Annotated in this window: 22 protein-coding genes; 10 read left to right on the top strand and 12 right to left on the bottom strand. The window is 61.2% G+C overall.

Features of this window, described 5'->3' with window-relative positions; genetic code table 11:
* Nucleotides 1-62 precede the first annotated feature (62 nt).
* Entirely contained in the window at nt 63-593 is a 531-nt protein-coding gene (locus G359_RS10180; RefSeq protein ID WP_045836037.1) for a YcgN family cysteine cluster protein, read from the bottom strand.
* Between the two features lie 202 nt (nt 594-795).
* On the opposite strand from G359_RS10180, the gene G359_RS10175 reads away from it, so the two are divergent.
* From G359_RS10175 to G359_RS10165, 3 genes are read left to right on the top strand one after another with little or no spacing between them, the layout of a single operon-like run.
* Nucleotides 796-3,150, top strand: a complete 2,355-nt coding sequence (locus G359_RS10175; protein WP_045836036.1) for a transglycosylase domain-containing protein — start codon at nt 796-798, stop codon at nt 3,148-3,150.
* A gap of 27 nt (nt 3,151-3,177) precedes the next feature.
* Complete coding sequence (locus G359_RS10170; RefSeq protein ID WP_045836035.1) at nt 3,178-3,849, top strand: DUF1214 domain-containing protein; 672 nt, start codon at nt 3,178-3,180, stop codon at nt 3,847-3,849.
* Nucleotides 3,846-4,418 carry a DUF1254 domain-containing protein gene (locus tag G359_RS10165; RefSeq protein ID WP_045836034.1) on the top strand — a complete coding sequence of 191 codons (573 nt, stop codon included), beginning with the start codon at nt 3,846-3,848 and terminating at the stop codon, nt 4,416-4,418. The genes G359_RS10170 and G359_RS10165 overlap by 4 nt, the downstream gene beginning before the upstream one ends.
* A gap of 252 nt (nt 4,419-4,670) precedes the next feature.
* On the opposite strand, the gene G359_RS10160 is transcribed toward G359_RS10165, so the two are convergent.
* Nucleotides 4,671-4,874 (bottom strand): hypothetical protein, encoded by a 204-nt coding sequence (locus tag G359_RS10160; protein ID WP_045837872.1) that lies wholly within the window; start codon nt 4,872-4,874, stop codon nt 4,671-4,673.
* Between the two features lie 241 nt (nt 4,875-5,115).
* The gene (locus G359_RS10155; protein ID WP_045836033.1) at nt 5,116-6,639 is read right to left on the bottom strand and encodes an FAD-dependent oxidoreductase; all 1,524 of its coding nucleotides are present in this window, start codon (nt 6,637-6,639) and stop codon (nt 5,116-5,118) included.
* A gap of 104 nt (nt 6,640-6,743) precedes the next feature.
* Here G359_RS10155 and G359_RS10150 point away from each other — a divergent pair, with 104 nt between their 5' ends.
* The gene (locus G359_RS10150; protein ID WP_045836032.1) at nt 6,744-7,382 is read left to right on the top strand and encodes a TetR/AcrR family transcriptional regulator; all 639 of its coding nucleotides are present in this window, start codon (nt 6,744-6,746) and stop codon (nt 7,380-7,382) included.
* A gap of 25 nt (nt 7,383-7,407) precedes the next feature.
* Here the strand turns inward: G359_RS10150 and G359_RS10145 are convergent, their stop codons facing one another.
* Both G359_RS10145 and G359_RS10140 read right to left on the bottom strand, forming a co-directional pair.
* Complete coding sequence (locus G359_RS10145; protein WP_045836031.1) at nt 7,408-7,752, bottom strand: DUF1491 family protein; 345 nt, start codon at nt 7,750-7,752, stop codon at nt 7,408-7,410.
* 34 nt (nt 7,753-7,786) lie between these two features.
* The gene (locus G359_RS10140) at nt 7,787-8,512 is read right to left on the bottom strand and encodes a peptidoglycan-binding domain-containing protein (protein ID WP_045836030.1); all 726 of its coding nucleotides are present in this window, start codon (nt 8,510-8,512) and stop codon (nt 7,787-7,789) included.
* Nucleotides 8,513-8,786: 274 nt separating this feature from the next.
* On the opposite strand from G359_RS10140, the gene G359_RS10135 reads away from it, so the two are divergent.
* Together G359_RS10135 and G359_RS10130 are read left to right on the top strand one after the other, a co-directional pair.
* On the top strand, nt 8,787-9,164 hold the full coding sequence (locus G359_RS10135) for a DUF5330 domain-containing protein (RefSeq protein ID WP_245279980.1): 378 nt from the start codon (nt 8,787-8,789) through the stop codon (nt 9,162-9,164).
* A 117-nt stretch (nt 9,165-9,281) separates the two neighbouring features.
* Nucleotides 9,282-9,710, top strand: coding sequence for a SufE family protein (locus G359_RS10130; RefSeq protein WP_045836028.1), 429 nt, complete (start codon nt 9,282-9,284; stop codon nt 9,708-9,710).
* 15 nt (nt 9,711-9,725) lie between these two features.
* On the opposite strand, the gene G359_RS10125 is transcribed toward G359_RS10130, so the two are convergent.
* The gene (locus G359_RS10125; RefSeq protein WP_045836027.1) at nt 9,726-10,301 is read right to left on the bottom strand and encodes a DUF6456 domain-containing protein; all 576 of its coding nucleotides are present in this window, start codon (nt 10,299-10,301) and stop codon (nt 9,726-9,728) included.
* Entirely contained in the window at nt 10,298-10,807 is a 510-nt protein-coding gene (locus tag G359_RS10120) for a helix-turn-helix domain-containing protein (protein WP_245279979.1), read from the bottom strand. The genes G359_RS10125 and G359_RS10120 overlap by 4 nt, the downstream gene beginning before the upstream one ends.
* A 71-nt stretch (nt 10,808-10,878) precedes the next feature.
* Here G359_RS10120 and G359_RS10115 point away from each other — a divergent pair, with 71 nt between their 5' ends.
* Nucleotides 10,879-11,328 (top strand): hypothetical protein, encoded by a 450-nt coding sequence (locus tag G359_RS10115; protein ID WP_156150731.1) that lies wholly within the window; start codon nt 10,879-10,881, stop codon nt 11,326-11,328.
* Between the two features lie 38 nt (nt 11,329-11,366).
* Here G359_RS10115 and G359_RS10110 read toward each other — a convergent pair whose 3' ends face one another.
* Nucleotides 11,367-11,774 (bottom strand): Ros/MucR family transcriptional regulator, encoded by a 408-nt coding sequence (locus G359_RS10110; RefSeq protein ID WP_045837870.1) that lies wholly within the window; start codon nt 11,772-11,774, stop codon nt 11,367-11,369.
* Nucleotides 11,775-12,118: 344 nt separating this feature from the next.
* On the opposite strand from G359_RS10110, the gene G359_RS10105 reads away from it, so the two are divergent.
* The gene (locus G359_RS10105; protein WP_052699291.1) at nt 12,119-14,272 is read left to right on the top strand and encodes a S9 family peptidase; all 2,154 of its coding nucleotides are present in this window, start codon (nt 12,119-12,121) and stop codon (nt 14,270-14,272) included.
* A 96-nt stretch (nt 14,273-14,368) separates the two neighbouring features.
* Here the strand turns inward: G359_RS10105 and G359_RS21020 are convergent, their stop codons facing one another.
* On the bottom strand, nt 14,369-14,503 hold the full coding sequence (locus G359_RS21020) for a hypothetical protein (RefSeq protein WP_256363858.1): 135 nt from the start codon (nt 14,501-14,503) through the stop codon (nt 14,369-14,371).
* A 246-nt stretch (nt 14,504-14,749) separates the two neighbouring features.
* Nucleotides 14,750-16,084, bottom strand: coding sequence for a hypothetical protein (locus G359_RS10100; RefSeq protein WP_045836025.1), 1,335 nt, complete (start codon nt 16,082-16,084; stop codon nt 14,750-14,752).
* Between the two features lie 731 nt (nt 16,085-16,815).
* Between G359_RS10100 and G359_RS10095 the strand changes: the two genes are divergently transcribed.
* Nucleotides 16,816-17,958 carry a putative peptidoglycan binding domain-containing protein gene (locus G359_RS10095; RefSeq protein WP_045836024.1) on the top strand — a complete coding sequence of 381 codons (1,143 nt, stop codon included), beginning with the start codon at nt 16,816-16,818 and terminating at the stop codon, nt 17,956-17,958.
* 5 nt (nt 17,959-17,963) lie between these two features.
* Here G359_RS10095 and cutA read toward each other — a convergent pair whose 3' ends face one another.
* On the bottom strand, nt 17,964-18,344 hold the full coding sequence (cutA, locus tag G359_RS10090) for a divalent-cation tolerance protein CutA (protein ID WP_245279978.1): 381 nt from the start codon (nt 18,342-18,344) through the stop codon (nt 17,964-17,966).
* A gap of 54 nt (nt 18,345-18,398) precedes the next feature.
* Here cutA and G359_RS10085 point away from each other — a divergent pair, with 54 nt between their 5' ends.
* On the top strand, nt 18,399-19,181 hold the full coding sequence (locus G359_RS10085) for an NAD kinase (RefSeq protein WP_045836023.1): 783 nt from the start codon (nt 18,399-18,401) through the stop codon (nt 19,179-19,181).
* A gap of 334 nt (nt 19,182-19,515) precedes the next feature.
* On the opposite strand, the gene G359_RS10080 is transcribed toward G359_RS10085, so the two are convergent.
* On the bottom strand, nt 19,516-20,049 hold the full coding sequence (locus G359_RS10080) for a nitroreductase family protein (RefSeq protein ID WP_371199048.1): 534 nt from the start codon (nt 20,047-20,049) through the stop codon (nt 19,516-19,518).
* Nucleotides 20,050-20,174 lie beyond the last annotated feature (125 nt).

Here is a 20,174-nt window from a genome sequence, read left to right as displayed (position 1 = left end):
GACTTCGGGATGGCAGGCGCGCGAAGCAACAGACCGCGATATGTGGTGCGGCGGCTCGGCCGCTATTCGACTGGTTCGGGGGGATTTTGGCGGGTGCCGGAGCGGCGGCGTTTTTGCTTGGGCTGAACCTCGTCAGCTTCCGGACCCTCGTCCGGAATGATGTACTTCCAATAATTCTCTTGTTTGACGCGTCGTTCGCTCATCGCGAAGCTGCGGACGGAAATGCCGGCTTCGTGGACCGTGTCGGGCGAGCCGGAGACCAACGGATGCCACCACATGAGATCGCGGCCCTCGCCGATGAGGCGGTAGGCGCACGTCTTCGGCAGCCATGAAAGCTCACGCGCGCGTGCAATATCGATCTCAAGACAATCCGGCATCTTCTTGAAGCGGTTGGGATAGTCCTTGCAGCGGCAGGTGCGGGTGTCGAGCATGCCGCACGCCAGGCGCGTCAAGTAGATCTCGGCCGTGTCCTCGTCCTCGAGCTTGACGAGGCAGCACCGCCCGCAGCCGTCGCACAGAGCTTCCCACTCGTCGCGGCTCATCTCCTCGAGCGTTTTGGTCTGCCAGAACGGTGGATCGTTGCCGTCCAACATCAAGTCTTGCTCTTCCCTTGCCGGTTCAGTCACGATAACCACAATTCCGTCGAGTTGCGTCGTGTAACGTCGGCTCGTCGGTTTAAGCGGCGCGTCCGGTGGGAGGCGTCGCGATTGTTGTTGCAAGAAAGACTCTCGCTGTTGAGGGCTTAAGCCCACGTCTCACGCGTGACAAGAGCGACGTCGTTAGGGTGGCGGTTTCTTGAACGACTGGTTTCACAGGCAGGGCGGCCGCGACCGCTTCATTGACTGGCTTCGGCTCGACTCGCAGATCAATTCCGCGCTCGGGGAAGCATGGTCGCGCGTCAAAGACTACTGGAACGCCGGATCGAGCTACTTCGCCCGCTTTCAGCTCGTCGGCTGGCGCCGTCTTCTCAATGAATTCGCCTCCGAAAGCCTGACGATGCTGTTCGGCGGCTTGGTCGTTCTCTACGGCCTTGCCCTCCCCGCATTCGAAGAGTTCGACGAGAGTAAATTTCTGACCGGGCGGTACGCAGTCAAGTTTCTCGACGTCAACGGCAACGAGATCGGCAAGCGCGGCATTCTGCACAACGACGCCGTGCCGCTCGAGGAAATTCCCGACGTTCTGATCAAGGCGACGCTGTCGACGGAAGACCGGCGCTTCTTCGAGCACTACGGCGTCGACGTGCTCGGCACGCTGCGCGCGCTCGTCACCAACGTGAAGGCCAACGAGGTCGTGCAAGGCGGCTCGACGCTGACGCAGCAGCTCGCGAAAAACCTGTTCCTGTCGTCCGAGCGCTCGCTGCAGCGAAAGATCAAGGAACTGTTCCTCTCGTTTCTTCTCGAGAGCCGCTACTCCAAGCGCGAGATCCTGAAGCTCTACTTCGACCGGGCCTACATGGGCGGCGGCACCTTCGGCGTCGAGGCCGCGTCGCAATATTACTTCGGGAAATCCGTTCGCGACATCACCATGCCGGAAGCAGCTGTGCTCGCCGGTCTGTTCAAGGCGCCGTCGAAGTATTCGCCGCTCGTTGATCTCGCGGCGTCGCGCGCGCGTACCAATCAGGTTCTCGATAACCTCGTCGAAGCGGGATATTACACGGCGGGGCAAGTCCATTCGGCGCGCATGAACCCGGCGAAGATCGTCGAAGCGCGCGCGACGACCAGTCCCGATTGGTATCTCGATTGGGCCTATGAAGAAGTTCAGCGCCTTGCCGAGGGCAAGAACCAGTACGTGCTGACGGCGCGGACGACGGTCGATCTGACGCTGCAGCGGCAGGCCGAAGAGGCGCTTGCCGCGGCGCTTCGCAAGGAAGGCCGCGATCTTCATTTCACCTCCGGCGCGATCGTTCTCATGGAGACGGACGGAAAAGTCCGCGCGATCGTCGGCGGACCGGATTACGGCGAAAGCCAGTTCAACCGTGCGACCCATGCCAAACGCCAGCCGGGCTCGTCATTCAAAGTCTACGTTTATGCGACGGCGATGGAGAACGGCTTCACACCGGAAACCATCGTGCGCGACGCCTCGCGGTCATGCGGAAACTGGTCGCCTTCGAACTACGGCGGCGGTGGCGGCTCGGGCTCGAAGGTACCGCTTTGGATGGCGCTCGCCAAATCATTGAATACGGTCGCTGCCGAGCTGTCGTTCGTCGTCGGCCGCGAAAAGGTCGTCGAGATGACCAAGCGGCTCGGCATCGACGGCGTGAAGAAAACCTGCTCGATGGCGCTCGGCGACGGCGGCATCACGGTGCTCGAGCATACCGGCGGCGTCGCGACGTTTGCGAACGGCGGCAAGCTTGCCAAGCCCTACGGCATTCTTGACATCACGACATCGAAGGGCGATCTCCTCTATTCGCGCGAGCGCGACGAGCCACCGCCGCGGCAGGTCATATCGCGCCACGTCGCCGAAGAGATGAACGTCATGCTCAATCGCGTCGTGACGGAAGGCACGGGCGGGTTAGCCAATCTCGATTTTACCAACGTCGCGGGCAAGACCGGCACATCCACCGGCCCGAAGGACGCGTGGTTCATGGGCTTCACCGGCAAATACGTGGCCGGCGTCTGGATCGGCAACGACGACAACCGGCCGATGCGCGCGGGCGTCACCGGCGGTCATCAGGCGGCGCCGATCTGGCACGACCTGATGACGGTCGCTCACGCCGACATGAACATTCCGACCATTCCGGGTCTCGCTCCGCATCCCCGCCAGGTTGAGGAGCAAAAACGTCTCGCGGAGATCAGAGCGCAGCAAGTCGCGGCGGGCCTCGAGCCGGCGCAGGCGGCGTCCGACTCTTCGAAGACGCCAGCCATCATGCCGTCGAAGACGCGCGATGCGTTGAAGGTTCTCGTTGCGGCGCTGCGCAAGGCGAACGGGCAATCCGAAGTCGCGCCTCAACCGTCCGCACCTTCGCACTCGCCGACGCAGCCGATCGATCCGAAGGAAGCGCCGCAGCCCGCAGTCCGTCCGGACACGCCAAAGGCCGACCGGCGTGCGACGCTCTTCGATACCTCTCACGACGATCTTTCGATACCGGCCGCGGTGCCGAGCGGGGCACCGCTCGGCACGTCGTCTACAAACTCGGAGGCGCGGCGCTAGCCGCGCGTTGAACAGGAAGCCACGCACTTGGCATCGGTCGAACTCGAGCCAGCGGTATCGCCCGCGCCGCCGTCGTCATCGCGCGGTAGCTTGGCGCGCACGATATTTGCGAGCCTCATACGCACGATCGGCCTCATCCTGACGATCATGCTCGCCGTGACCGTCGGCGTCTGGTCGAGCCGCTACATGATCTCGCGCGGCTCGCCACTTTCGACAGACATGTACGGGCCCTGGCAACAGTGGCGAGACATTGGCCGCGAGAGCGCCGATCCCTATACCAAGGCCCACATCATCACTACGGGGAAGCTTAGGATTTCAGCCGATAGCGCAGGTGTCTTCGAGGCGCGCACGGACTCGCAGGGGGCGCGCCTTCATTCGTCGTGCAATTACATCGTCGAAGGCGCGAACATGCGGGGCTTGTGGTGGAGCCTCGCCGTGTTCGACGCGCGCGGCAATCTCATCTCGAACGACGCCGACCGCTACGAGTTCACGGCCGACACGATCGCTCCCAATCCGAACGGATCGTTCGTCGTCACGCTCGGGCGCGATGCGCGTCCTGGCAACTGGCTGCCGACGAGCGGCGCTGGACGTCTCGTGCTCGTGCTAACCGTTCTCGATCCGGCGACGGGTCTTTCGAGCGAAGAGCGTGCAGAGCGCAACAAGCATTTGCCCGTCATCACGCGGGAGGGCTGTTCATGAAGGTGCTGCAGCGCTTCGACTTCCGGCTACTCGCTATCTTCCTGCTGGTTGCCGGGATCGTGCATCTCGTCGCGACGTTCCTGGCGGTCAACGATGCGCGCGGATCGGCTTACTCGCGGCTCGCGCGGTCGCTTCCGCAAAACAAGATGGTGATCACCGACGCAATTGCTCCACAGCGGCAGCTGCTGCCGTTTCTTGCGCCTGACGCGCGATATGCGTTCTGTCTTTTCGATACGACGGATACAACGATGCGCGTCCGTGCGCTGCTTCCCGATCTCGGCTGGACCATCGGGATCTATGCGCCGGATGGACACAATCTCTATTTCGCCGCCGCTTCCGCCGACCGGGAGACAGCGGTCGATCTCTCGATCGTGCCCGCCGACGATCGCTTTCTTGGGCTTCCGCAAGCCATCGCGATACCCGGCGCCCCGCCGCCCGTCGACGCGCAGCAGTCGATCGCTGCAGCCAAAGGGCTGATTGTCGTTCGCGCGCCCGACAAGGGCGATCCCTATCGCGCCGATGAGCAAGCCGTTCTCGCCAAAGCCTCATGCAACCCAGGCGGCGCTTAGGAGAACTTTTTGTTTGTCGCGTGCGACTCCCCTTCGGGGAGCCGGCCGCACGCGACGCTCGCCCCCTGTCATCCCGGCCGCAGCGAAGCGAAGAGCCGGGACCCATGCCACCATGCAGAATGCGAATTCTGGGTCCCGGGTCTCGCAAAGGGCTCGCCCAGGATGACAGTGTCGGTGACCGCCCGCACGCGATTTTTTGATTGTCGCGTGCGACTCCCCTTCGGGGAGCCGGCCGCACGCGACGTAAGGATGTTAGGATCTCGTTTCGCTGTCGATCTCGAGCCTATCTCGTCGGCGTCGCGTTTTCTTCGGCTTCTTGCCTTTCTCCTCGTCGTGGCGCTCGTAGCGCACACCTGGGAAAAGCACGATCTCGGCTGATTGTCCTGCTCCGTATGCGGCGAGCACCGATGCCGCTGTCGGCTTCGGTGCCGTCTTGAATGCGATGATCCTCGCCATGCATGGTCCCCCGAAGGCGCGGGCAACCTGCCCGCCCATGCGGCACTCCCGCCTTGAAGGCTCCCGCCACAAAATTGGGACGCATACTGAATGGTGGCGTGAATGCGCTGCGGCCGCCAGAATCATCGCAATCGATGAAGTAGTGTCCGGGAGTGCTTAACGTTGGGTAAAGCGGCAAAGCTTCTTGGACAGATCGATTGACGCTGGTGGATAGCTTGAACACAAATGATCACTGTTCGGATTACGCCATGGGCCCGACATCCAGTGTTGGCTTGAACCAGCGGCGGAGTGCTTCGTCCAATCCGTCGATGCTATTCTCTTCACCGGTCCAAGCAATGCAGGCATCGGGACGGATCAGCATCGAACGCTCTGCATCGACGACGACGCAACGTATCCTCTGCGTGCTGACTGCGACGAGCTTGGAAGCCCTCTGCTCGGTTGAGGCGTCGAGAAGTACGGCCATGCCATCCTGCATGAGATCGTAGAGAGACACGTCGGCATCGCCGTGGCGGATCGGCTTGTCTTCGATCAGCCGTCCGATGTCGTCCAGCTTCGACCCGAGATCGTAACGGATGGAGAGGCCGCTCATGATCTCGCCGATGAACCGGTTGACGTCGTCGAACTGCATGAGCCTCGCTACGATGTCCCGCATCGCACCCGATTGTGGATCGGGGCGCATGATGGCCATCTGTGCAAGAGTGTTCGCCAGAACGGCTTCGGCGACGGGCCGCCGTTCGGCCGTGTAGGTGTCGAGCAGGCTTTCCGGCATCTCGCCGCGAATGACGGCCGCGAGCTTCCAGCCGAGGTTTGCAGCGTCCACGAGTCCGAGGCTCAGGCCCTGACCGCCGAACGGCGTATGGATATGCGCCGCATCACCAGCGAGCAGCACCCGGCCTTTGCGATAGGTATCGACGAGCCGCGTATTGTCTGCCCAGCGGCTGCCGCTTTCGAGCGATTTCACGCCCACGTCCTTGCCGCTGATGCGGCGCAATACGGCTTCGATCTCCTCGCGTGTGAGCGGAGCCTCCCGGTCTTCGGGCGGCCCGCTGAAGTCGATCATGACCAGCCGGCCGGGAATGGGGCCGTAGGAGAATACGCCGCCCGGCGTGCGATTCCAGCCATTGGGCAACAGGCGTTCGGGATGATCGATGTCGGCGATGACTTGGTAGAGCGTTGACGTTGGCTGCGTGCCAGGGAAATCGAAACCGGCGCGCTTGCGGACGAAGCTGCGTCCTCCGTCACAACCAATGAGATAGGAGCATCTTATATGGCCTCCGCCTGCCGGAGACGACCATTCCACATCAATCCCGTGGTCCTGCTCGGCGAAGCCGATGACCTCGCAAGCGCGGCGCACCTCGATGCCGAGGGAGCGCGCGCGCTCGGCCAGCATGGCTTCGAGCCCATGCTGATCCACTGCACGGGCGCGCCGTTCCAGCTTATTCTGCGCATCCTTTCGGATCGGCAAACCGGCAAAATGGCCGCTCAACTTCGACCGTGGACCGCGCGCATCCGGCCCGTTCTGCTCAATAAACTGCTGGATCGCCGCGAAGCTGCGCATCTCTTCGGCAACGATGGCCGCAGTCATCCCGCGGCGCTGCAACGCTTCGCTCGCAAGAGGGCCGAGCGCCTTTGCCTTCGTGGCCGTACTCGGTGCGGACAGACGCTCCAAAATGAGGACGCGCACGCCGCCCAATGCCAGCTCAATGGCGGTCAAGAGCCCGACCGGACCGGCCCCCACAACCACGACGTCGACCGCGATTCCCATATACCATATCCCAATGTGTACTGAGTACATAAACTGGATGTGGTCTGCGGTCGATGTCAATGCAAATATGTACTCAGTACATAAATTGTGCTATCGGAAGCTGCATGTCAGTGCCATCCGACCGCCGATCCCGTAAGCGCCTTGCCACGCGGCAAGCCATCTCGGATGCCGCAACGTGCCTCTTCATCGAGCGGGGGTTCGATCATGTGACGGTGGATGAGATCGCCCTCGCCGCCGACGTCGGACGGATGACGGTGTTCAACCATTTCCCTCGCAAGGAGGACATGTTCTTCGATCGCGACGAGGAAGGCCGAGAGATTCTGCGGCAAGCTTTGCTGCAGCGCGATCCCGGTGTCGCTCCGATCGAGACGTACCGCCGGCTCGCGCATAGGCTGGTGGCGGAACAAAGCCCTGCTGTCGAATTTTCTGCGAGGAGCCAAGGCTTCATCGAGACAATCGAGGGCAGCGAAACCCTGAAGGCTCGGGCCAGGGCGATACGAGACGAGTTCGCGCAAGTCGTGACGGTGGCGCTGTCCGAAAGCGTAGGGCGCGAACCTACCGATCCCGATGCCTGTCTGGCAGCCAGTCTCCTCCTGGCAACGTGGACCGTGGCCTTCATCCAGGCTCACCGGACCTTTCGAGAAACGCGAGATTCAAAAGAAGCGAGAGCCGCTTTCCTCGCTATTGTCGATCAGGGAAGCATCGGCGTCAAAGCTGCGATGGCTGGCACGCCTTACGCCTAAGCAATCAACTCCTGCGCGCCAATGCTTAGTTCATCAATTCGTCGCCGAGGAAGTGCCGTCCCTCGCGATCCTCGATCTCGATGACCCAGATGTCGCTGTCGAACTCCGCCTCGCGCTTCAGGAGCGCTTCTGCGTCGGCTTCGGCCACGAAGCCTTGTTTGAAACGGCTGACCCAGCGCCGATCGATATCGGCATCATCGAGGCCCGCAGGTGCTGGCGAGAATACGGCCGCCGTCTGATCCGACCGTATGATCTTGATGAAGATCGCCCCTGCATCATCGTCACCGTGACGGACGACGACGCCCGTCGCGCCATTGACTTGGCAGCGACGGAGATAAGCTTTGACCCAGATTTCGGATTTGAGACGCATGTCTCCACGTTATCGGCGAGCGACAGGAAATATTCTAGTGCTTCGCTGCCTTGGCGATCGCTTCGCGCCGCGCCTTGGGTTCACCCTGCAGACGAATAAGCCGGCTCATCAAGGGGCCGGATATGCGGCCGGTGACTTTAAGTTTCTGGTCGGTCTCGAACTCGCGGACGGCGCGCGCGAACTCGGGCGTCATGGCTGAACCCGGAACGCCCGTTTGATAACCCAGCGCCGCGAGCTGTTGCTTCACCGTGCGAACGAGACTTTCGCCATCGGCCGTCATCGTTTTGCCGGGCCGTGCCGCGCTCGGCGTCATGGACGATGAGCCCAGGATCAGTTGGCTTAGAAGCTGTTCGCTCGGTTGACCGGTCAACACCAAGCCGTTGTCGTACTCGTAGGCGAAAATCGCGGCGCGGGTGACCATTCCCAAAACGCCATCGGCCTGACCGGGCTCGTAGTGAATGTTGCCGAGTTCGCGTTGGATGCCCTTCGTGAGTTCGGCGCGGTTGGCATCATCGATTTGACTGAGCGGCGCAGGCGGCAACACGCCTTCGTCCGCAGGTGGATCGGCCGCAGGTCCGGGCGACGTCGGACCGAGCGCGATGCCCGGCCCGTCGACCCATGAGGTGCGATCGGTGACGATGCCGCCGGTTTCGATGGCACTGCCCGGGGTCGTATTCTGGAAGACGAACATGTTCAAAGCCACGCTCGTCGTCGCCAGCAGCGAAATGACAGCTGCGAGCTTTATATCCCTCTCGGTCATACTGACGCCCGTTGCTCGTTCCAAGCTGAGAACTATGGCGAGTCAGCCGTTAAGACCTGCTTAACCGTCGGCGAATTGCACCTAAAACTTCTCCCAAAGGATCGATCGGATTTATCTAAAATTTGAAGCAAAAGCACATCGAATTGCGGTGCACAAACTAGCGTGACCTTGAGCCGGGGCTGTTATCCGTTGATGGAGGGCAAATGCCTCACCACCAATCCGTTCAACGGCCGGACCGCGTTCGGCCGCAGAAGCGAAGGTTTGAGCTATGGGTATGTTGCGAATTGCTACGTTTGCCGCGGTGGCCATCGCGCTGTTGCCGTCCGATCGCGAGCAGCAGCAGCGTCTCTACGAGCGCGCCGGGTCAACGGCTGAATGGGTCGTCACATTCTGCGACCGTAACTCTGCCGCGTGCGCGAAGGGTTCGGAGTTGTGGTCGCAATTCGTTGCCAAGGCAGAATTCGGGGCCAAGCTCGCCTACGACATGATACGCGAGCACGAAGCTTCCGGGCTCGCCACGTCGAGCTTGAACCTGGATCAGAACAAAGGCCGGGTTGCGCCAGCTCTCCTTGAGCGCGAGGGCGGCACTCTGACGCCTCTCGACAAAGAGCCCGATTGGCGCGGTAAAAACCTGAACAAGAACGGCATTTGATCGATGCTTTGAGCGACCGGCAGCTGGCCAATCGTATCCGCCCCTTGCTCTCGACCAGTCCTCGCACCTAAGTGTAGTGTAGCGCCCGATTTAGCGGGCTGCAGGCTGGATTTTCCAATGACGCTCGACGACATCCGCGCCGATTTCGCGCTTCTTGATGATTGGGAGGATCGCTATCGCTATGTGATCGAGCTCGGCCGCGCGCTTCCGCCATTTCCCGAAGCGCTTCGGACGGACGCCAACAAGGTCCGTGGCTGCGCGAGCCAGGTTTGGCTTGCAACCAGGCGCTCTGGTTCCGGCAACCCGAGCACCGGCGACAAGCTCGAAATGCAGGGCATGAGCGACGCCCACATCGTCCAGGGTCTCATCGCCCTCTTGTTCATCATCTACGAGGGCAAGACGCTCGACGAAATTCTGAAGACCGATGCGGAAGGAATTTTCGCGAGCCTCGGCCTCAAGGATCATCTCACACCGCAGCGCTCGAACGGGCTCGCCTCGATGGTGAAGCGCATCCGCTCTGACGCCGCCGAGATGCTGGCTGCCTAACTCAGCCGCTCCGCTTCAAACCTGACCTGCGTCGATCTGGGGACGGTAGTCGCTCGCGCCCCAGTGCCTGACCCGCACGGGCTTTTGATCGTTGGCTTGCGCTGGCTGCGGGAGCATCCCGTAATGCCGGGCGAGCTGGCGCAACGCGATTTGCAGGATGATCTTGCCGGAGCGCTGCGGCCAACCACTCGCCTTCTCGCTCGCTTCCAGTCCCTTCAAATGACAGCAGACGTCGATCAAGACGCCTGCGAGGTCGGGACCGACGGCTGCAAGCGCCCGCTTCACGCGTTCGTGCGCCGCTATAACGGAATCGCGAATATCGGGACCAATATCGGGCGCCCCTCTGGAGCCGCCTCCCCCGCTCAGCAAGTTCGACCAGTTGGCTGTGACGCGCGGCGTCATTCGAGCAAACCAGAAATCGGCGCGAAGCTTTTCGCCGGCATCGAACTCGGCATCGGTCAGCATCGGCCGTCCGTCCTTGTCCTTCCGCCGCGCCAGCCAGGCGAGCGGACTTTCAGCGAGATTGCGTTCAGGGGGTTGGCGTTCCTCGTTCGCGGAAAGGCTCGCAGCGCGAGACGATCTTACTGTCATTGCTGATCCCCGGTGTGCTGATTGTCGATGGCGTCTGACGATTGCGATGCGTCTGAGGCGACTTCGCGCATCACCAGCGTCGGAAGGGCCCAGCTCAGGACGTCGAGCGCGCGATCGAATGATGGGTCGTCGCGGCGGTATTCGACTTTCAGACATGCGTGCGCAACCGTGGTCCGATCGCGGCCGAACATCAATCCGACTTCCGTCAGCGTCATGCGGCAACAGACGTGTGCGAGATACATTGCCACCTGCCGCGCCTCGGCGACGTCCCTGACGCCGCGTTTGCCGTGCCAAAGGCCTTCGGACTCAATGCCGAAGACGTTCGATATCGCGATGTCTATTGCGAGGCGTGCGCGGCAGTGGCGGAAAACTTCCCGCCTGCCGGAACGAGGAGCAACGTGGCGGCGCATTTCCAACGGCGCGGACGCGGCTCGCAACACCAGCCGGAGGCCTGGCTTGAACCGCGTGCGGTCAATGCCGACTTCGCCGGCCGTATCCTCGGTCAAAACTGACTTCAGGGTCTGTGACATGACGATGAAGAATACGGTGGTGCCCAAGCGCGGGGATAAGTTTTTTGTTGGCTCCGTCATTCACCCTAACGGGATCGGGATCGCAAAAAGATATCCCCGCATCTCGCGCCTGCCGCACATTCGACGGCATGCAAAATCGCGTTTCGATACGAGACATCAGAGCGCCCGGGAATGCGCGGCGCGTAAACGCTCGCAATTCAGAGTCCAGTTGCGCACGCGACGCTCTGCGCCTTTTGCCGCTCTGGCCGAGAGATCTTGGCAACCGAACGCTCGAGGGCAGAAAGAAGCTCGTCGCCGTCATCGAGCGGGAGCTTCGAAAAGAGCGGCAGCGCGGGATCGCGGGCAATGCAGCGTACGATGTCGCCCGACACGCAAAGCTCGTTCGTTTGCTCAAGGACGAGCGCCAGTCGCTTATAGCGATCGAGCTTTCTCAGTTCGGAAAGCGTCGTCGCGGCGGCGCAGAAAGTTCAGACCGCGGCCAAGAGATGCCGCGTTAATATTCGAGGTTCGGGCGCGAACGCTTCGATTGCGAAAGCTATTTTTCGCGGCGGGTGCCTAGTCCCATCTTCTTGGCGAGCTGCGACCGCGCGTTGGCGTAGTTTGGTGCGACCATCGGGTAGTCCGGCGGCAGGCCCCACTTCTCCCGATACTCTTCCGGAGACAAGTTGTAGTGCGTCCGCAAATGGCGCTTCAGCGATTTGAACTTCTTGCCGTCTTCGAGGCAGATGATGAAATCCGGCATGACGGACTTCTTCACCGCGACTTTCGGCTTCGCCTCTTCCCGCTCCTGCGGCACGATTCGACCTGCGGCGCGGCTCAGCGCGGCGTGGGTTTCAGCAATCAATCCCGGCAGTTCGGTCGACGAGATCGAGTTGTTGCTAACGTAGGCCGCGACGATCGTGGCAGTGATCGTCACGAGCTCGGGAGAAGCTGTAGTTTCCATCCGCCTGTCTTCCACATCCTCTGGCGAGCGAAACCCCGCCGCCGATAGCTCTTCCATATCCACATCCCGCAATCGCGTAGTCGTCGCCGACAAAGCCCGTCGCGGATCCCAAAATCACGAAGTAGATAGGGAGATCAACTCGACTTCACTTGCGAAAGCTTTGACTACATGGCGACTTCCTTGTCAATCTCGGCGGCTGTTTAGATTACGGCATCACTAATTCTTGGCGGTCTCTCTTCTTCAACTGGTCTTTACTCCGTCATGTTGGCGCGTTGACGCGCGGGCGCGGTCGGCCGAGAACAGGCGCAAATTCTTCCTCCATTCATGAAAAGGTCCGCATCCCCATGACCGGCCAAACGAAACCGTCTGCGATCGCAAAAGAGGCTGCGGAACTGCCGTCCCCGCCGCTGGCGGAGCGGGTGCCGACCGTCGCCACCCACCACGGCGTTTCGATCAGCGATGATTACGCGTGGCTTCGAGCGCAGAACTGGCAGGAGGTGATGCGCAAGCCCGGCGAACTCGCGCCGAATATCCGAAGCCACCTCGAAGCCGAAAACGCCTACACGAAAGGGATGCTCGCGGACACGGAAGACCTACAGGCAACGCTCTTCGCCGAGATGAAGGCACGTCTCAAGGAAGACGACCGGCAAGTTCCTCAACCTCATGGGCCCTACGAATACTTCCCGCGCTTCGTCAAAGGCGGCCAGTATGCTCAGCTCTGCCGTATTCCGTCGGGCGGCTCGGTCGACGAGCCACAAGTCCTTCTCGACGGCAACGCGGAAGCCGAAGGCAAAAGCTATTGGGACCTCGGCGCGACGGCCCACTCCGGCGACCACAAGCTGCTCGCCTATGCGACGGACGACAAGGGTTCGGAGCTTTATACGGCCCGCGTCCGCGATCTCACGACGGGCAAGAACCTCGCCGACGAAATTCCGGACACCCATGGCGGGCTCGAGTGGTCGAGCGACGGGAAGACGCTGTTCTACATCAAGGTCGATGAGCACCAGCGGCCGCTGTTCGTCTACAGCCACGTACTCGGGACGCCAGCCTCGGAAGACAAGCTCGTCTACGCCGAACCCGATTCCGGCTTTTTCGTCGGTTTGTCCTCGACACAGTCGCGGAAGTTTATCATCATCGACATTCACGACCACGAGACGAGCGAAGTCCGTCTCATCGATGCCGAGAATACCGAAGCGGGCCCGCGCCTCGTCGCGGCGCGCCGTGTCGGGCATCAGTATAGCGTCGAACACCACGGCTCGCACCTCGTCATCGCGACGAACTCGGACGCGGCGGAAGATTTCCGGATCGTGACGGCGCCCGTCGAAAATCCCGGCGAAGAAAATTGGCGGGAAATCGTCACGCACAAGCCGGGGCGTCTGATCATCGACGTCAGCGTGTTTCAAAACTACATGACGCGGCTCGAGCGCGAAGAGAGCTTGCCGCGCATTGTCGTCACGCCGCTGAAGCCCGAGACGGATGAATTCCTCGATCTCGCCGAAGAGCACACGATCGCTTTCGACGAGGAGGCCTATGCGCTTGGCCTCAGCTCAGGCTACGAGTTCGACACGACGCGGATCCGCTTCACCTATTCGTCGATGACGACGCCGGCGGAGACCTACGATTACGACATGGCGACGCGCGAGAGGACGTTGCGCAAGCGCCAGGAAATTCCGAGCGGGCACAATCCGGCTGATTACGTGACGCGCCGGCTCCTCGCGCCCGCAGCCGACGGCGAACTCGTTCCGGTCACGCTGCTCTACAAGAAGACGACCCCGCTCGATGGCTCGGCGCCGCTCTTTCTCTACGGATACGGCGCGTACGGCATTGCCATGCCGGCGTCGTTTTCGACTGGGCGGCTGTCGCTCGTCGACCGAGGCTTCATCTTTGCGATTGCCCACATTCGCGGCGGCAAGGACAAGGGCTATCGCTGGTACACCGACGGCCGGATGAAGAAGAAGAAAAACACCTTCACAGATTTCATTGCGGCGGGCGAACATCTGATTGCGGAAGGCTTCACGCAGCGCGGCCGGATTGTCGCCAACGGCGGGTCTGCGGGCGGGATGCTGATGGGCGCAATCGCCAACATGGCACCCGATCTTTTCCTCGCGATCATCGCCGACGTTCCGTTCGTCGATGTGTTGAACACGATGCTCGACAAGGATCTTCCGTTGACGCCGCCCGAGTGGCCCGAGTGGGGGAACCCTCTCGCGAGCAAAGAGGACTTCGACTACATCCGCAGCTATTCGCCTTACGATAACGTCGAGGCGAAGAAATATCCGCACATCCTGGCGCTCGCCGGCCTTACCGACCCGCGCGTGACCTATTGGGAGCCTGCGAAGTGGATCGCCAAGCTGCGCAAATTGAATACCAGCGACAATCTCGTGTTGCTCAAGACAAACATGGGCGCGGGCCACGGTGGCGCCTCTGGCCGCTTCGACGGCCTGAAGGATACGGCATTCAACTACGCGTTTGCGGTCAAGGTGGCGGGCGGCGCTTAGCGAAAACGAGAGAGACCTCAAACAAAAACGAGAGAGACCTCAAACAAAAAGGGCCCGCTTCGCGCGAGCCCTTTTTTCATATGACGCAACGGGCGGTCAGCGTTTGCCGCTCGCTTTCTGCGGCTTCGCAAACGTTGCGGTGACCGAGCTCACGGCGGGCTGCGCTTTGGCAGCCGCGCTCTTCTTCGGCTTGCGGATTTCCTTGTTCGAACGCTGTTGGCCTTTGGCCATGGCAGACCCCTTAGGTGTTAGAGGGCGCGTCGCAACAATCCTGCGGCGTGTATGGCCACTGTTTCACACTGTCCACGGTAGCGCCAGAAGGGAACGAGCGGGCCGATCATCAGAATGCTGCAAAACTCAAAAAAGTGATCGGCAGCGCTTTGGGCAAAAAAAAGGCCCGCACAGGGCGGGCCGTCGGAGTTAGAAACTTGCAAGAAAAAAGGCCCGCCGCAGCGGGCCTAACCTTCGGATGCAGCGCTAAGCTGCGACCGTGCCGAAGAGAGGCGATTTCGTAGCCTCCTCGAGAACCGTGTCGGACTTGAGTGCGATACCGATGTAGCGCACTCGGCCGGCTACCTTTTCCTTCTTCACGCCAAGCTCGGCGAATTCACGTGCAAAGCTCGGAAGTGCTGCGGGTTCCTTGTTCTTAGATTCACACCATGAACAATAATCCTCGTAGAGTTCAGTAGCCGTAACGCTCGATCCGTCGCGGACCTCGATGTTCTCCTTGTAGAAACGTTCCGTGTTGGTTTCGGGAGCAAGACGCCGAACCGGCATCATGCTGCGAGTTTCAGCAACTTTCGTCTCAACCTGATGCACTTCTGCGGGCTGAGCTTCGATTGCTTGCGCCTGGACAATGGGTGCTTCGAGAGGGATCTCGATCGACCGGTTGTCATTGGCGCCTGAACGCGGCTTTTCAGTCTCAACGATAACCGGTGTGAGCACCGGAACCGCCACCGCTGCCGCAGCGGTGCTTTCCTCCGTCAGCGCCATTCTCGGCGTGACAGGCATCGGCTGGCGATCATAAAGCCGCCACTGACTGAATGCGACGTACATGCCGAACCCAGAACCGATTTCGAGCAGCAGCGCGACGAACAACGTCAACGCCATCTGAATGTTTTCGATTTTGACGTTCGGGAAGAACGCGTTCGTAAGCTCGGTCAGAACCTTCGCTTGCGGATCAGCCTCGGAGAGAGCAGGTGAACCTGCGGTCGCATCGATCTTCGCTCTTAGCTCAGCGATGCGCGCTTCGGCCACTTTGGCAGAGCTTGCAGACGCGAGTTCGGAGTCGAGAGCCGTCAGCTGTTGGCAGAACGTCCGTTCGGTTTTCGAATTGACGTCCTTACAGCCGTTCGACCACTGCCAGGCCTTCTGCATTTTCATGCCGTCGATCTGGCTCTGCACCGCGTCATAGGGACGATGCTGAGGGATCCACCCGGCCTGCTCTTCCGCTCGCTTCAGCTCGCCTCTGAGATCCTGATAGGATTGAGCCTCTTGCGCACGCTGCCCGGTCGAATCGAACCGGTTCAGCGCTGCGTGGCCAAGCGCGGACGTCATTGAGTAGGCCGTCACGACCACCCAGACGAGCGCTGACGCAGCAGCCTGCGACCAGATTCTATTTCGAACTGCGGCAAAGAAGAAAAACGGTACCAGTGCTTTCATGCAGTCAGCGGCAGCAGATGCTGCGCCGTAGATTTGACCATCAAGCTCGGTTCGTCCGAGACTGAAGCCAAAACGCCAGTTCATAGCAGCCGATACGGCGAGCAATACGCCTGCTGCTAGAACCCCCAACACGCCTAAAACGTGTCTCATCGTGTGCCCTCTCCTGTGAGGGCCGGTTCCGTTACGCGAGTACAACACCGGCCATTTCGTTGTGGTCTTTGCGCCCGAGGGGGGAACGCCGACCAGGCTCCGGAACGCACAACGGGCGTGGCTGCCATGATGTCCGTTTCGTTCGACTGTGAGCTCCGATGTCATCCCCATGACATCGGCAGACGAGCGACGCGGATACCGCGCAACCAAGCAAGCCGAGAGCAACCACACTCAACACCGCCTCAAAGTATCGCCACGATTTCGCCGCAAGAAATCAGAGGTGGAAAACTTTTTCCCTCAAGGCACGTGCGAGGGTGGAAAACTACGCGAATTAAACTCCCCTCGCCCTCAGCCGTAACTGAGTCGTCCGCGTATGTGAATCCGAATTCGTAGGAGAATCAGAATTCTAGTATCGCGTGTTCGGCGCGACGCGGCCACCCGGCACCCCCCTGGTTCGCACCCGACGGCGGTTGAAAAACCCCAGTTATCAAGAGGTTTTGCACCGGTCGCTCAAGACTTATGCACGGCGCAATTGTGGCAAGATGAGCATAGCGAGCGGCCATCCATCGCACTCGATCCACGAGACTTTTGCCACGAGACCTTCGCGCGACCGGCATGCGCCGTCAGCGATAGCGCGCATTTGCCGTTTACCAAGTCGCGCCGGATGCTACAGTCCGGAGTGCACGCGCCAGCGTTCGCGACGCGCGTGTGAGTTTGTTGGAGTTTGCACCATGCCGCGTCTCGGTGGAGTGCTGTTGCTGACGGCGACGGTGATGGTCGCCGCCTATAGCTATTTATTCCCGGCATCCGACCACACCGCAGACCTCAATGAAGTCGTCCGCATCTCGGCTGCACCCGATCGCGCTCATCGAAGCGAGACCGGAGCGCGCGTATTCTCATCTGCATCCCCGGTCTTCCGCGAGGTGATCCCCGAGGAAGCTGCCGGATCTGCTGCTCTCACATCGCAAAAGCCTGGAACGTGGACGACTGTCGTGTCGTCGGAACAGGCCGTCTCGTCGCCGCTCAAGTCGGCGAGCCCGGGCGATCCCGAAACGCGGGCCGAACTCGCAAGCGATCTGCAGCGGGAACTCAGACGCGTTGGCTGTTACGAGGGCGAAATAACCGGCACATGGAACGCGGCGACCCGGCGCGCGATGGCGGCGTTCATGGATCGCGCCAACGCCACACTGCCCTTCGATAATCCCGATTACGTGTTGCTCGCTCTCCTGCAGAGCCATCAGGACATCGCCTGCTCGGCCGAATGTCCATCCGGCCAGATCTCCGATGGAGGCCGCTGCGTGCCGCGCGCCGTCGTCGCTCAGGCGACGAAAAGATCGAAGCGGCTCGAGGAGCGCCGATTGGCAGCTGCGCGTCTGGCCGGCAATGTTTCGCCCGCGGTGACGGCGGAGCCTGAGAAGCTTCCGTGGCTTCAGAACGAGAAGGTCGCCGAGGCTCCTGTGGCCCCTCCTCCCGAGCCTCTGCCCGGCCGCATGTCGGTTGGCGCTCCGATCGCGGAGACCGCATCTCCGCCGCCCGCGGACGACTCGTCTCGGTGGAAACCGATTGCGATTGTGCCTGAGCAGCGAGATGCGAGGGGGTCCAACGATTCCTCGACTGTTGCGGCTCTCGGTCAGACCGGCGATTCCGACGATCTCTCAGCCGATGCCTCAACCGATGCCAATGCAGCTCCCCTGCTTCCTGTAGACGCCGATGCAAAAACGCATGTGGTGAAGCGGAAGTCTCGGCACTCCGATTCCTATTATTACGACGACAGGCCGAGGCGGAAATATGCCTCCGGTCGCAGCCGGCGCGGCGCTCCACGACCTGGAACCGCGCGGTACAATCTGATGCTATCGCTCGGCGGCATCTATTGATCGCGTCATACCCGCTGCGTGCCGTTCATGATCCAGGTCAGATAATCGGAACTTCCTCCCATCACCGGAATCACCAGTACCGCTGGCGTCTCGTAGGGATGATTGGCGATGATGTGCGCGACGGCGCGATCGGCTCCCTCACGCGCCAGCTTGGCGATCAGCACGGCTTCTTCGGCGGTTTCCGTCTCGCCTTTCCAAACATAGACCGACGTCATCGACGGCAGCACGTTGATGCACCCGGCCAAGCCTTGCTCGACCATCTCCCGGCCCAGCGCCAGCGCCGCCTGCCTATCGGGGAAGGTGGCGTAAATCATCACCACATCGACGGCTGGCGGAGCGGTCGGCTCTCCGGTATCCCGCGTGGGGGGCTTGTCGTTTGTCGACACTTGGGCGAGCTTCCCTGCCTTGCTGCGCGACCCCTCAGGAATCGAAGGGCCTAGATGCCTAAAGAAAAGCACAAATTCGAACGCATCGCTTTCGTCGCGAGCGAGGTTCCCGAAGCGATGGAAGCCCAAGCGGCCTTGATCAAGCGCTACGGGGAAACCGCACCCAATGAAGCCGACGCCATTGTCGCGCTCGGCGGCGACGGCTTCATGTTGCAGACGCTACACCGCTTCATCAACGACAAGATCCCGATCTACGGCATGAACCGGGGTTCTGTCGGCTTTCTGATGAACGATTATAACGAAGACAACCTGTTGGAGCGGTTAGCTGCCGCCGAGATCAGCCGCATTCATCCGCTTTCGATGATCGCGACGGACGCGTCGGGCAAGGCCCACAAGAGCTTGGCGATCAACGAGATCTCGCTCTTTCGCCAGCGCTATCAGGCCGCCAAGTTGCAGATCGCCATAGACGGCAAAGTGCGCCTTGAAGAGTTGATTTGCGACGGGGTGCTGGTTTCCACCCCTGCCGGATCGACCGCTTATAATCTATCGGCGCACGGCCCCATTCTGCCGATCAAGTCACAGCTGCTCGCCGTGACGCCCATCAGCCCTTTTCGGCCGAGGCGCTGGCGCGGCGCCCTCGTTCCCAACAAGGTCCATATCACGATCACCGTTCTGGAAGATGCGAAGCGGCCGGTAAGCGCCGTTGCCGACCATTTCGAGACTCGCCACGTCGTGAAGGTCGATATCGAGCAGGCGCGCGCCATCGAGCTCTTCATGATGTTCGATCGCGAACATGGGCTGGAAGAGCGGGTTCTGGCCGAGCAGTTCAGGTATTAGTTTTGGTTGGCGCTTGGCTTTTTTCTTGGCGCCCGTCGACTCGCGTTCCGCGAGCCGGCCGCCGGGCGCAGAATTCTTTGGTTGGCGCTTGGCGACTCGCGTTCCGCGAGCCGGCCGCCAAGCGCGGCTTCAGAAACCGACTGGCCCTCCTACGGGTGCCCTGGAGCACGCGCGGAGGGCCATGATTTGGTCCTGTGCTGCATTCCGGCTCGGGCCTGGCGGTGCTGATACCGCGGCCACGAATCCGGTTCGCAAACACGCATTCCCAAACACTGACAGGTCATGGTTAACTAAGTGTTAACGACCTGGGCGCCCGAATTGAGCGTTGGGCGGATCAGGCCGGCCAGCGGCTGACCAGCGCGTCGATATTCGGGCGTTCGCGTTCTTCGGGTTTTTCCATCGGCGTGCCGATGTAGATGAAGCCCGCGATCTTTTCGTGTTCGGCAAGGCCAAGCGCCGCGCGGACCGTCGGGCTATAGGCGATCCACTCGCTGAGCCACGACGTGCCGAAGCCGAGGGCGTTGGCGGTGAGGCACATGTTGAAGCAGAGCGCGCCGACCGATAGCACCTGCTCCCATTCGGGTGCGCCGGGACGCGCCTTCACGGAGGAGACGACGGCAACGACGACCGGTGAGCGCAGGAAACGGCTGCGCTCGGTTTCCAGCCGTATCGGCGAGGGCTCCTGCCGATCTTCTTTTTTGCAGGCCTCGACGAAGATCTCTCCCGCCGCCTTACGGGCGTCACCCTCGAACACGATGAAGCGCCAGGGCGAGAGTTTCTTGTGGTCTGGAACGCGCGCACCCGTCGTCAGGATGCTGTGCAGTTCTTCCGGGTTCGGTCCGGGTTCGGCGAGCCGGTCCGGTTTCACCGAACGTCTTGCCGCAAGAAATTCAAAAATCGCGGTATTCATGTCATGTTCCGTACTATTCGTGTCCGTCTCGCTATACGAGGGCCCGGCCTGTTACAAGCGGGCCGTTAAGTTCAGAATCGGAA

The sequence above is a fragment of the Hyphomicrobium sp. 99 genome, from assembly GCF_000384335.2.
GTDB lineage: Bacteria > Pseudomonadota > Alphaproteobacteria > Rhizobiales > Hyphomicrobiaceae > Hyphomicrobium_B.
Note: the sequence above shows the minus strand (reverse complement) of the source record. Positions and strands in the feature narration are given on the sequence as shown.